Consider the following 11,610-nt stretch of genomic DNA (forward strand, 5'->3'; position numbering starts at 1 on the left):
AGAATATTCGATACAGATCATGGTTGATCTAAAACCGATACTGGAAGACGTTTCTTCGGGCGATTTGAGCGTCGATACAGCGCTCGAACGAGTTGAAGGGTTCACGCGTGTCGACGACTTCGCCCGTTTTGACACCCAGCGTGAGGGTCGCAACGGCGTCCCCGAGGTCGTCCTTGCTGAGGGCAAGCGCCCATCGGAAGTCGCCTCTATCGCCGAACGAGCGCTCGAGAAAGAGGGACGAGTAATCGTAACGCGGATCGGAGAGGAAACGGAGGCGGCCCTCGAAGAGGTTGCATCGTCAGTAGACTACACTGAGTGGTCTGAACGATCCTGTATCATGGTTCTGCGGACGGCGGAGTACGAACCTCCACAGGTCGATGGGAAAGTGACAGTTCTCACGGGTGGGACATCTGACATTCCGGTCGCAGAAGAAGCGGCCACGACCGCACGCGAAATGGGATGTGACGTCGAGACGGTTTTCGACGTCGGCGTCGCCGGTATCCATCGGATGTTCGCAGAACGCCATCGATTCGCCACTGCCGACTGCGTCGTGGTCGCTGCCGGTCGGGAAGGAGCGCTGCCTACGGTCGTTGCGGGAATGGCGGACGCGCCGGTTATCGGGCTTCCAGTCTCAATCGGGTACGGCGCAGGCGGAGATGGTGAGGCGGCCCTCCTAGGGATGCTTCAATCATGTACCGTCCTCAGCACAGTGAACATCGACGCAGGATTCGTTGCCGGAGCGCAGGCAGCGCAAGTCGCACGAGACTGATCTTCACCGGGACCCGTCCGTAGTGGTCGGATACTCCTCGTCGAATACGTTCTCGACGATCGGACCCGTGCTCTCTTCTCCGGACTCCACGTCCCCGGTCGCGTCCTCGGTCTTTGGACTCACGCTCCCGGTCTGGTACCCGTAGAGATCGAGCGTCACGTGTTCGAAGCCCAGATCGGCGATATAATCCCGTGCCATCCGAACGAAATCAGGGTCGAGCGCTGCCTCCAGTTCGTCGGGAGCAACCTCGATTCGGGCTAGTCCGTCGTGGTCTCGCACGCGAAACTGCTCGAACCCCCAGGTTCGAAGGATTCGCTCTGCCTTTTCGATGCGAGTCAGTCGCTCTTCGGTGACCTCCAGTCCGGTCGGGATACGCGAGGAGAGACACGCCATGGAGGGCTTGTCAGCGACCGAGAGATCGTACTCCCGGGCGATCTCCCGAACGCCCTCCTTGGTGACGTCGTGATCGAGCAACGGTGAGTAGATATTCAACTCCTCGACGGCCTGGAGTCCCGGTCGATGTCCATCTCCGGGGTCCGAGGCGTTCGTACCGTCACAGACAGTCTCAATCCCACGCTCGCGAGCTGCGTCGTACATCGCCGAGAGCCGCATCGTCCGGCAATGATAGCACCGTTCCTCGTCGTTGCGCTTGAACGCGTCGCTATCGAGTTCCGAGAATTCGACGATTTCGTGTTGAATTCCGATTTCGTCGGCGACCCGCGTCGTCTCCTCCAGCTCCGCTTCCGGGAGCGTCTCGCTCTTTGCCGTACAGGCGACCGCGTTGTCACCTAATGCTTCGTGGGCGAGCGCTGCGACCACGCTTGAGTCGACACCACCCGAGAACGCGACGAGCACGCCATCGCGCTCCGCGAGATCGGTAGTCACGTCGGTAATGGTCTCGTCAACTAGCACCATACCGGAACACTCGATATTCTCGTGGAAAAACGTGCCGGAACCATTTTACTAGTGGGGCAAGAGGTGGTCGTATGGTCTTTGCATCTGCGCTCGCCGCAGGGGCAGTACTTGGTATCAGGCATGCTCTGGAGGCGGACCACTTGGCGGCGGTAACAACGCTCGTTGACAGCCGCGACCGATCGGGATACGTCGGTGCATTGTGGGGCGTTGGGCATTCACTTCCGATCGCTGGTCTTGGCCTGCTGTTTGTAGCGTTTGGCGTTCGTCTCCCTGCATCAGTCACACGGTTCTTTGAGTTTGTCGTCGGATTTGTACTGCTATTCTTGGGTATCCAGCTGAGTTGGGCGGCAGTTCGACGCGCTCGGGTGCAGTCGCACGACCATGGCGATGGCCATCACTCACATCTTCAAATTCGTTCGCTCTCGGTCGGGCTCACACACAGTCACCGTGAGGAGAGTTCGTTCCTCATTGGTGTCCTCCACGGATTCGCGGGGAGCGGAGCACTCGTCATTGCACTAGTTTCGACAGCACCGACGATCTCGACAGCACTTTCGTTCCTTGGTGGATTTAGTGTGCTTTCTATCGTCACCATGGCGCTGGTGTCAACGCTTTGGGGACGATTGGTGGGAACACGCTTTACTATTTATCTGAAAGGGACTGCGGGCGCCGTTAGCATCTGCGTCGGTGTATTACTTTTGACCGAGCAAATCGGACTCGGCCTACTCTGAGCGCTCGCCCCGACAGTATGGTGTACTGGCCTTATATGACTCCACATCACCAGTATATGAGACTATCTTTTGCGTTTTGAATCTATATACCGCCACTAATGATGATATATGAGGGTATCGGAGCCACTCTAGTTACATTTTATACTTACTAATAAGTAAAATATGAAATATAGTATTGTATATCTGATCGAGGTTGAGAAGTGACCAGGTCGTAGCGAGAAGTGCTTATACAACTTGCAGACCTACTCAGGGAACTGTTAGATGTGAAAAACCAATCCGTTCCAGCCGGGAGATCGTGTCGAGAAGCGCGAGGATGCTGCCGCTTTTACCGTCGTCGGTGAAGTGCTGCCACTGGCGACGACGGCCGAGTTGTATGGACAGGAACGCGATGGCGAGGACGTTTAGGTTGCGTTTCCGAGTTTTTTCGATGAAGGTCTGGGCGACTGGCGTGATATCTCACCAGCGCTGTTATCCTCGTACTGTGGCGACCGGAATATTAGTCTCTACACCGACACCCACGAGAATCAGCGGCGGGGACTGATGTGGTCGTAGAAGGTACGTCAGTGACCGACACTGTGATACAACCAGCTACTGAATCTGTTTTAAGTGTGGTCCGTATTCGTGAATTCGAAGCGTGTTCCACCTGTCTCGCTCTCGGTAATCTGGCAGTGCCAATCATATATCTCTGCTAGCTCGGCAACGAACGTGAGCCCGAGGCCCATGCCATCGTCGGCAGTGGTATACCCCGTCTCGAATACCCGGCTGCGCTTACTTTGAGCGATTCCAGAGCCGTTATCAGCGACGTAGAACCCTGTCGGAAGGTCACCAACAGTGACCTCCACGGGAGTGTCTGCTGTGTGATGGGTAACAGCATTTTCCAAGAGGTTTTCGAGCAGATGCTGGAAGTGAATCGGGTCAACCTCGATACTGTGAGTAGCTGTGACCGTAAGCTCCGCGTCGCCGACATTGGCATCCTCCCATGCCGCTCTGGCGGCGTCTGCCACCGCAACCGTTTCCCAGTCGATTTCGACCGTTGTCTCTTGGGAGAGAATAAGGATCACGTCGATGAGTTCCTCGATGCGATCGAACGCCTCCGCCACGTACTCGACTGTGTCCGGCGCGCCCTCATTTTGCAGTTGCTTACTGTATATTTGCCCGACGGCCAGCGGATTACGAAGTTCGTGGGCAAGCATGTCCGCAAACGATTCGAGGCGGGCAGTCTGTCGCTGGCGCTCGATTTCCGAACTCACCCAGTTGCCAAGATGCTCGACGAACGCTATTTCCCAGTCAGAGAACGTCTCGTCTCGTGGCTCCATATCGTAGAAGCAGAACGTGCCGTATGATTTCCCATCGACGGATATCGGTGTCCCAAGGTAACAAGAAATACCCCAGTCAGCGTTCCCTGACCGATCGGCTAATTCCGGTGCATCCCCTTCGACATCATCCAACACAAGTGTTTGTTCGGTTTCGACGGCCTGCTCGCAGTTTGTTATATCGAGCGGCGCCGTGTCGCCGGCTTCGAGGTCGGCGTCTGACGGTGTGGCGACCGCTTCGAACAGGTAGGAATTGGCGTTCGTATCGACCCGAGAGAGCGTCGCATAGTCCGTTCCGACCGCGGCTCGGACGATCTCCAGTAGCGCATCAACCTGCTCGTCAAAGGAGAGTTCGGAATCTGCGATAACGTCGTACGCACGGTTCATGGCCTGTTCACGCTTCTGTAGCTGTGCTTGGTGACGAGCGCGCTCGGTAACGTCACGGAAGTGAATCCACAGGGCCGTCTCAATGGGATACACACGCCCAGCTAACCAGCAATCTAATGATGAGAACTGTGCCTCGAACGAGTTCGGTTCTTGTGTTTCTCTGGCTTGTTGGAGATTCGAGTCAGTAGTGTCGGGAAACACTTCGCGAGCATCTGTTCCAAGCAGTTCGTTTTCGGTCTGTTGGAGTATCTTTGCGGCGTGTTGGTTACAATACGTAACTCGCCACTGTTCGTCGAGGCCAACGACACCGTCAACGAGACGGGTATAGACTGCTGTCGGTGGAACGTCGGTGGCCGACGTCTCCGATGATTCGTCATCGGCCATTTAGAGGATATGTTCGCTCAGAATGCATAAACCCCAGCGATATCATGGATCAGAATATCAGCGTCGCTTTTTGATGATTCTTCGGGGGTCCATTTCGTCTTCCGGTATTCTGACCGACGGTATCGAATGGTCGATCTATGGGCTACCGGCAGCTGGTGGTCGGACGTCGAAGCCGGTCGAGCGTGATGCCATTTCGTTGGCTGACTCGCTGCAAACCGTCGCGTTGGCTGAGGGGTACTGGGACGTGGACTTGCTGTCGTCGGCTATTCGCTCGAATGGGTAGCTCAGATTGAGGCGTTTCCGCGGATGTTCGATCCCGACCAGATCGACGTGTGGGCGTTAGAGAAGCTGCCGCGCCAGTATCGGCAGGAGTTTCTTAGCGAGAATCAATCTTTGCAGGCGTCTTGATGGAACGTGGGGCTGATTGCTGTCTGGGTACTGCTTTGGAGATTGCCAGTGCGGAATTCACTCTCTAGTCGGTCAGTGTAGAGCGTGAGTTTATCGTTGCGGCAACGACCCTTGCCTCTACAACAGATTTAAATCCATAACTGGCATGGCTAGGATTGACGCTTCGTCTTGGAGGGCCGAAGCGTCAGCGGGGACCAATTCAAAGCGGGAATTCGGCTGGCATTTCCAGCCGATTCCTTTGCCTTGATTCATAGCTCTTGTTTGGTGAGTACGAGGTTTATCGAGCGGTCAGTTCGCAACCTTGCTGAGTGGCTGTTTCAGATACTGTGCTGAGTAACAAACAGCGGTTCAAGAGAACTCGACGAACTAGCTAACCAACATCTAAACGAATCATACCAGCTTGTTGGTTAGCCTCGATAATCTATTCTAGACGAACTAAGCATTAAATCGGCCGACTGAAAGTTCACTGGTCGTCGGCTTCAAGTGTTTAGCGTCACTCACGTCTCTGGTAGTCTCTCTGGATCAAGCGGCGTGGACTCCGCACGATACTCTTCGTAGACTGACTCTGCCCACTCATAGACGGCATTGTTTTCCGTTTCCAGTAGCCCAGCCCCTTCCCATTGATTATCATCGATGTGGCCCAACCACAGCACCACCGACTGATCGATGATGTGCATACTAAACGGAATGGACCCAGGGTAGGTCCATATCGAATCGGCGAACGAATGCCACGGTTTAGCTCGTTCTGCGTCTTTGATCAGTTCTTCGATAAATTCGGCTTCGATGATTGCTTCGAACTCTAGTTGCCCCTGTTCAACCAGCTCCGCGAGCGTCCGGACGAATATCTCCGGAGCGTTCTGTGTAAGTCCACGGTACGTGTTCCCGGCCCGATACAGTTCCAGCGCACGGTTGAGGTGGGTATCCGGCCAGTTTTCGGTCGGAATTGTGATTCGGGCATCGCGTAGATGCCGAATATCTAGTTCGTGAGCCGGTTCTGGGAGGTGATTTAATACCTCTCCGACTTGCTGAATTCCTTCGACTGTTTGCTGGTAGTCGCGAAACTCCTTAATCATGACTTTGCCAACGTACGTGAGTTCGTACTGACTACCCACAGAGTCGATCCACCCACGTGACTCACCTTCGTTAAGCACACGTGCAACTGTCGACCGCGACGCTCCAGTTCGCTCGGCGAGGTCACTGCTTGTGGTCGGTCCATCGGTAAGCGCTTCGAATATCCGTACGCTGTTCACTGAATTAGCGAATACTCGAATCGCATCCAGTGCAGTGACTGTGGTGTTTGCTGTCATATGTCAAATTTTGGAGCCTCTTCACTAAGCGTTATCCCGAGCAGCGGCACACCTTGATGATGGTAGAGCAGTGTGGACCGTCCATCGCTTGTCTCATGTGCTACGAGCGGTTGGAGGGTCTGGGAACGTTATCACGAAGTAAGAATAACTCTCTGACCGACAGAGACGAGGATGGGAGAATCGAACCATGTCGGAGACCAGCACCACTGAGCGCGAACAGCTCTTAAAGACCTATCAGGAATACGAAGAGCTGTGGAACGGAGACTATTCGAAGTTGGACCTGGTTAGCGAATCGATTGCGTTTTACGACCCCGGTGTGCCTGATGGGATGATTCACGGCCGCGAGGCTTTCGAAGCGTACCTGCGCAGTGTTCGGTCAGCGTTTCCTGATTGGTATGTCGACGCCGACAACCTACTCGCGGAGGGGGAAATCGTCATGAAAGAGTGGACAGTAACGGCAACACATGAAGGAGAATACAGGGGTGTCCCCCCGACTCACCGCGAGATCGAGATCAAGGGTATGGCGAAGGATGTCATCAGAAACGGTAAAGTGGAGGAAGCGCGACTCTACTATGACCCACAACAGTTGAGCGAGCAATTAGGTCTTACTGAAGAGTGACTTCTCCCACGACTACAGTTGTGGGCTTCCTGCACAGAAGGTTAGGCCCACGCTTTCAGGAAAGTTCGCAGATTCCATCTCATCGTTAGCTCCTTCGAGTACGACCTGCGTTTCGGTGCGAGTCACGACGCCCCCGCCGTCGATAGCGGACGCTGAATGTTCTTACCGACGGCTTGTTTCGCAATATTCGACGCACCGTTCTTGTCCGCGTTATCGTCCAGCTCGCAGTTGTGACATTTACGCGACCCTGAACGTCTTGATTTGAGTCTTGGGAGAGATGCGGTCGTTCAACCCGACGATACTGCTGCTGACTTGAGAGGCTCTGCATCGGACCGGTAGTCCTCGTACAGCGACTCCGCCCACGAGATGACGTTTGGGTGTGCACTCTCTAAGAGTCCTTTCACAAGTACATCGTCACCGGCCTGGTTTTCGTCACACAGCCAGATCAAGACCGTTCCATCCACGATGTGCATATTGAGCGGCACATGCCCGTTGTAGACCAACATCTGATCAGCGATGTCCTGCCAGAGTGCCGCTCGTTCCGGGTCGTTACTTAGTACCTCGATGAAGCTCGCTTCAATGACTCCCTCGAAATTCAGTTCCCCTTCGACGACACGATCATGAATTGTTTTCATGTACTCGGGGAGTGAGTTCTGCGTGAGCCCACGGTAACTGTCGCTCCCTCGAAAGTAGTCCATCGCTCGGTCGAAATGAGCGGTCGGATTGTCTCCCGTCGGTTTTGTGACCTTGGCCTCACGGAGGTATTGAAACTCGAGTTTCCAAACTGGCTCGGGTAACCAATCGATTGCTGGGCCGAGGTGACGAATACCTTCCATCGCCGCCAAATACTTTCGGAACTCTGTAACCATCGCCTCTCCCATCGGTGTGATCCAGTAGCGACTCCCCTCTGATTTGACCCACCCACGACTTTCAGCGTCGTCAAGTATCCGTGCGGTGGTCGACCGGGGCACTCCAGTAGCATCTTGCAGATCACGGCGGGACGCTGCACCTCCAGTAAGCGTATTCAGCACCTGGACACGATTGTCCGAGTTTGCCAGAAATTGGATGTCGTCGAGAGTGCGACCCATGTGACTTACTAGCACATCCTGTGTTAAATATCTGTCAACCGAGAGTTGTTCGGTTCCTGTGGACGCGGTATCACTGTTCGAGCGAATAGAAGCGTTCTTTATCAGGTGCTGTTCGGCTCACGAATCGTATTGATGTGACACGGATCAGTAGATCGGATTGCTGGGCGAATCTATCAGTGTCCAGACTGTGGGAACGTTCTTATCGAGTAAGACCAAGCGTTCGCATCCTCTTTGTAGACGTGGGTGAAATAACCCATGGCACAGGCTACTTCGAAAGCCGAACAGTACATGACCGAGTGGGTGGATATCTGGAACACCGGGGCTTACGAGCGATTGGGGGACATTCTCGACGAATCGGCTACAGTGTATGACCCCGGCGCTCCAGATGGTGTGCTGGAAGGACGTGACGAGTTCGAAGCTCACTTGCGAGAGCTGCGAACTGGATTCCCGGATTTCACTATCAGAATCGAGGCGATGCTCTCGGAAGATGAGGTTGTCATGACGGAGTGGAGAGTGACGGCTACACACGATGGAGAGTTCAACGGTATTCCGGCAACTAACCGCGAGATCGAACTCCGGGGAATGTCAAAAACGGTGATCCGAGATGACGAAATCGTGGAAGATCGGGTGTATCACGACTTCCACGCCTTCCTGGAACAGCTCGGGCTCACCGGCGAGTAGAAAGGGACTCTCCCTTCTCATTTCGACTACCCACTCAGCCAAGCGATATTTCGTCGCTGCTCAAGTAAGATAGGGCGGTACGACGCTACTCGTCGATTAGCGTCTCGCCGCATGCAGGACAGGCCGCGCCATCGACTGTACTATCGAGATCGGGCTGTTCTCCGGTCCAACCACACATTGCACATTGTAGGAGATTGGGTCCAGACACTGGGACTGGGAACGTCCGGCGCTGGGCCAAAAAGAGTGGTGCTGGGGTAGGCGCTCTCCCTAACTACAGTTCGCTGGCACATTTGGCAGACTCTGTTGTCGAGGACGTGGTTTACTCAGCCTGCTCTTTGGCAGCTTCGACTGCCTCGTTGCGCTCTTCCAGCAGTTCCTGTGCGTCTTCGAGTGTCAGTGTCCGATGTCGCCCATCTTCAGTTAGTGTGATGCTCCCGTGGGTCTCATTTGCGTAGACTGCCATTGTGGATTCTCGCACCTGCGAGTGGGCCGCCAATTTTTCGCCCGCATTGTCTACTACCCGCTACTCTCGTCCACAGAGTTGCTCAAGCGATCTGCTACATCCATTGGATAGGGAGCGCATCAACGGAGACGGCCTGGACTTGGTCAGCTCTGTTGAAACCTTTAGAACCTGCAGAAGTCGCGTGCTGAACTTAGAGGGTACATTCAGCAAAGAGGAAGGGTTTGTGAGGGGGCCGCCCCTATGAGAAGATATGGATACAGAGAGACTGAAAGAGATCGCCCCACATTACATCGCAATGTTTGTGTTAGTTTTTCTCGTGCTTACGGTCATCGAAGCACTCGTCGGCGATATCGGGTTCTGGATCGAACTTGCGATAATCATGGTCGTGGTCGTTGCGTATCGCCCACTCGTCGGGAGACTCGGCATCGGTCCCAGCGGCTGGTAATCCTCTAGAGAATATGCGCGCTGTATGCAGCACGGCCTCAACAAACTATCAGCGATGGTGGCTCTCAACAGAGCCACTTGATCAAATCAGTTGACTTCTCTTACAATCAGAGACTATATCTCTGAAAACTGACCAACAGCGCACTAACCGCTGTTGCCCCACCGAGAAGATACCCAGCTAACCCAGTCAGTGTTCCGTATCCCTGGGTGCCGTTCGCAATCGTAGCAAGCAGGATCATACACATCCCAAGTTGGAATACAATTATAAGCAGAATGCCGGATACAGACGGATCAAACACGTTGGTATCCATAATCCGCACTCCGTAGTAGTTATCAAAAAATCTCCGGTGTCCAGTCGTTGCCGTTCGGTAAACTCGCGAAGTAGCCGCTACCGAGGCGTACCGCCAGAGCGAGATCAGCCACTCAAAATAGTCGTTTCATGTCCTCCGAGACAGCTACACTACTCCGTTCAATCCGTCGCTGGATTTGTGTGCATTCCTGCTTGGGGTCGGAGTTGTGACTATAGCAGATATCGGCTACATTCTCACGAATTACCAAGACGAGATTATTTGGGCTATTGCCGGTGTTGCTGGTGGCATAATCGCTCTTGCCGCTGGCATACAATTCGTGCGGACGTATTTTCCCGACCCGGCAGACAATCATCTATCAGAGTGAGCCACTGTGCACAATACTCCCTGAACCCCCGTCTGACGAAATTGATGCCGATTGCTGCCATCCTCACCAGTCTCACGTGAATGTCTACTATAGGGAAGGACCGCCGATGGTAATAATGTAGTTGGTAGTCCCTCGGAGAATACGAGCGAAACACTCTGCCGGACTACTCGGTATTTCCGAACAGGGTTGCTGGCAGGTGGGACAAGATGACGCTCTTCACGAGTGTTTGTAGCGGCGAGAGTATAGTGACGATGGCACCGGTGAGAAACGAACCGCCGGCGATTACGAGATATATTCATGGCAGTGGATTGGCTGTATTGATTGGACGCTTTTCCGCGTCACCGCTCAGGTACTAATGGAGAATATGTGCAGAGATGCCGATAAATACCATCTATATAATATTAAAGTGGTAGGGGTGTGAGACCGAAAATCGTGATCAATCGAGATAGCGGCTGAGTTCAGTACCATGGTCTCAGCCGCTCAGTTTGAGTTTCTTCAAAATGAGTTTCGGTAATTGTCCGAGTATCTCTGGGAATGTTATACCAAGCTGGTTAGCCATCTCTTGCGAGTTATAGTAAATATGGCACTTTTCAACCGTGCCGTCACTAATCAAAAACCTGCCCATCCCTCGAATGTCTACTGACTGGCCGGTCGAAGGGAGGCCTTTGAACTCCCCTTCATGGGTGCCTGTTATCCGTACTTCTGCCATTACGGTGTCCTCATTAGCGACCATCTCCTCAATTGCGATCTGCATATCCGGAAAGGCCGACCGACCTTTTTCGAGATACGCAGCGTAGCTCTCGCGGTCGTGGACTTCTCCACCATCCAAGCCGGGATTGTATATGTCGAGTGACTCCGAGACAACATCTACTTTCGAGAAATCCCCATTCTCCCAAGCGACGAAATCACGGACGACCTGCCCAGGTTGAGAGATAGTATTACTCATGCATTCGTTTGGTGGAGAAATTGGATGGATGGATGGTTTGAGTACACGCCCCATGACACCGGGGCGAAAAAGCGAGGTAGGCGGTTCCTCCATCATGATGACACGAAAGAGGCGCTCGGCCAATTCCATGTCCGTGTGAGCTTTTCTGGTTAGTCGAGACACGTACCAGCCCATGAGGTCGGCTCCTCGGGGTTTGGGGCCAGTAGTTTGGGGAACTGAAAATCGGCACCGACCGCTGACGTATCGGCCGAGTTGGAATGTGAAATCGATCTCGAACGTCGCATCCCGACAGGTGATGGCGGCTATCTCTATTATGTTACAGTGCTAGGCGCCCCTCCAGCACAGGTCTGTGACTGTCTTGAGGACGGACAACTGGTCAGTGATAGTAGCGTGGTCCATCCCACAAAGAACGGCGAGCCAGCACTCATCGAGACCCATCTCGAGGAGACACCTCGACTGCCACTTGATGTTCTCACTGATTAT

General features: G+C 54.0%; 12 protein-coding genes and 1 pseudogene. 7 read left to right on the forward strand and 6 right to left on the reverse strand.

What is annotated here, in order from left to right; genetic code table 11:
* Positions 1 to 19 precede the first annotated feature (19 nt).
* Positions 20 to 769: a nickel pincer cofactor biosynthesis protein LarB gene (larB, locus tag EGH23_RS24445; protein ID WP_220582600.1), complete on the forward strand. Its 750-nt coding sequence runs from the start codon at positions 20 to 22 to the stop codon at positions 767 to 769.
* 3 nt (positions 770 to 772) lie between these two features.
* On the opposite strand, the gene larE is transcribed toward larB, so the two are convergent.
* Positions 773 to 1,684 (reverse strand): ATP-dependent sacrificial sulfur transferase LarE, encoded by a 912-nt coding sequence (gene larE, locus EGH23_RS24450; RefSeq protein WP_220582601.1) that lies wholly within the window; start codon positions 1,682 to 1,684, stop codon positions 773 to 775.
* A gap of 71 nt (positions 1,685 to 1,755) precedes the next feature.
* On the opposite strand from larE, the gene EGH23_RS24455 reads away from it, so the two are divergent.
* Together EGH23_RS24455 and EGH23_RS27540 are read left to right on the forward strand one after the other, a co-directional pair.
* On the forward strand, positions 1,756 to 2,412 hold the full coding sequence (locus tag EGH23_RS24455; RefSeq protein WP_220582602.1) for a hypothetical protein: 657 nt from the start codon (positions 1,756 to 1,758) through the stop codon (positions 2,410 to 2,412).
* A 300-nt stretch (positions 2,413 to 2,712) separates the two neighbouring features.
* A pseudogene (locus EGH23_RS27540) lies at positions 2,713 to 2,964 on the forward strand (DUF7961 domain-containing protein); the annotation flags it as partial.
* Positions 2,965 to 3,014: 50 nt separating this feature from the next.
* On the opposite strand, the gene EGH23_RS24460 reads toward EGH23_RS27540, so the two are convergent.
* Both EGH23_RS24460 and EGH23_RS24465 read right to left on the reverse strand, forming a co-directional pair.
* On the reverse strand, positions 3,015 to 4,496 hold the full coding sequence (locus EGH23_RS24460; protein WP_220582603.1) for an ATP-binding protein: 1,482 nt from the start codon (positions 4,494 to 4,496) through the stop codon (positions 3,015 to 3,017).
* Between the two features lie 905 nt (positions 4,497 to 5,401).
* Positions 5,402 to 6,211, reverse strand: a complete 810-nt coding sequence (locus tag EGH23_RS24465; protein WP_220582604.1) for a helix-turn-helix transcriptional regulator — start codon at positions 6,209 to 6,211, stop codon at positions 5,402 to 5,404.
* A 187-nt stretch (positions 6,212 to 6,398) separates the two neighbouring features.
* On the opposite strand from EGH23_RS24465, the gene EGH23_RS24470 reads away from it, so the two are divergent.
* On the forward strand, positions 6,399 to 6,830 hold the full coding sequence (locus tag EGH23_RS24470; RefSeq protein WP_220582605.1) for an ester cyclase: 432 nt from the start codon (positions 6,399 to 6,401) through the stop codon (positions 6,828 to 6,830).
* Positions 6,831 to 7,117: 287 nt separating this feature from the next.
* On the opposite strand, the gene EGH23_RS24475 is transcribed toward EGH23_RS24470, so the two are convergent.
* Entirely contained in the window at positions 7,118 to 7,918 is an 801-nt protein-coding gene (locus EGH23_RS24475; RefSeq protein ID WP_220582606.1) for a helix-turn-helix transcriptional regulator, read from the reverse strand.
* A 255-nt stretch (positions 7,919 to 8,173) separates the two neighbouring features.
* On the opposite strand from EGH23_RS24475, the gene EGH23_RS24480 reads away from it, so the two are divergent.
* The gene (locus EGH23_RS24480; protein WP_220582607.1) at positions 8,174 to 8,599 is read left to right on the forward strand and encodes an ester cyclase; all 426 of its coding nucleotides are present in this window, start codon (positions 8,174 to 8,176) and stop codon (positions 8,597 to 8,599) included.
* A 319-nt stretch (positions 8,600 to 8,918) separates the two neighbouring features.
* Here EGH23_RS24480 and EGH23_RS24485 read toward each other — a convergent pair whose 3' ends face one another.
* On the reverse strand, positions 8,919 to 9,062 hold the full coding sequence (locus EGH23_RS24485; RefSeq protein ID WP_220582608.1) for a hypothetical protein: 144 nt from the start codon (positions 9,060 to 9,062) through the stop codon (positions 8,919 to 8,921).
* A gap of 250 nt (positions 9,063 to 9,312) precedes the next feature.
* On the opposite strand from EGH23_RS24485, the gene EGH23_RS24490 reads away from it, so the two are divergent.
* On the forward strand, positions 9,313 to 9,507 hold the full coding sequence (locus EGH23_RS24490; protein ID WP_220582609.1) for a hypothetical protein: 195 nt from the start codon (positions 9,313 to 9,315) through the stop codon (positions 9,505 to 9,507).
* 1,146 nt (positions 9,508 to 10,653) lie between these two features.
* Here the strand turns inward: EGH23_RS24490 and EGH23_RS24495 are convergent.
* Entirely contained in the window at positions 10,654 to 11,301 is a 648-nt protein-coding gene (locus EGH23_RS24495) for an ester cyclase (RefSeq protein WP_220582610.1), read from the reverse strand.
* 78 nt (positions 11,302 to 11,379) lie between these two features.
* Between EGH23_RS24495 and EGH23_RS27425 the strand changes: the two genes are divergently transcribed.
* Positions 11,380 to 11,610: bacterio-opsin activator domain-containing protein (locus EGH23_RS27425; RefSeq protein WP_425433277.1), on the forward strand; the 231-nt coding region annotated here is incomplete at its 3' end.

It is taken from the genome of Haloarcula nitratireducens (assembly GCF_019599505.1).

Excerpts from the sequence above, each read along its gene's own strand:
- larB (WP_220582600.1), top strand. The coding sequence starts at position 20 with ATGGTTGATCTAAAACCGATACTGGAAGACGTTTCTTCGGGCGATTTG.
- larE (WP_220582601.1), bottom strand. The coding sequence starts at position 1,684 with ATGGTGCTAGTTGACGAGACCATTACCGACGTGACTACCGATCTCGCG.
- EGH23_RS24455 (WP_220582602.1), top strand. The coding sequence starts at position 1,756 with ATGGTCTTTGCATCTGCGCTCGCCGCAGGGGCAGTACTTGGTATCAGG.
- EGH23_RS24460 (WP_220582603.1), bottom strand. The coding sequence starts at position 4,496 with ATGGCCGATGACGAATCATCGGAGACGTCGGCCACCGACGTTCCACCG.
- EGH23_RS24465 (WP_220582604.1), bottom strand. The coding sequence starts at position 6,211 with ATGACAGCAAACACCACAGTCACTGCACTGGATGCGATTCGAGTATTC.
- EGH23_RS24470 (WP_220582605.1), top strand. The coding sequence starts at position 6,399 with ATGTCGGAGACCAGCACCACTGAGCGCGAACAGCTCTTAAAGACCTAT.
- EGH23_RS24475 (WP_220582606.1), bottom strand. The coding sequence starts at position 7,918 with ATGGGTCGCACTCTCGACGACATCCAATTTCTGGCAAACTCGGACAAT.
- EGH23_RS24480 (WP_220582607.1), top strand. The coding sequence starts at position 8,174 with ATGGCACAGGCTACTTCGAAAGCCGAACAGTACATGACCGAGTGGGTG.
- EGH23_RS24485 (WP_220582608.1), bottom strand. The coding sequence starts at position 9,062 with ATGGCAGTCTACGCAAATGAGACCCACGGGAGCATCACACTAACTGAA.
- EGH23_RS24490 (WP_220582609.1), top strand. The coding sequence starts at position 9,313 with ATGGATACAGAGAGACTGAAAGAGATCGCCCCACATTACATCGCAATG.
- EGH23_RS24495 (WP_220582610.1), bottom strand. The coding sequence starts at position 11,301 with ATGGGCTGGTACGTGTCTCGACTAACCAGAAAAGCTCACACGGACATG.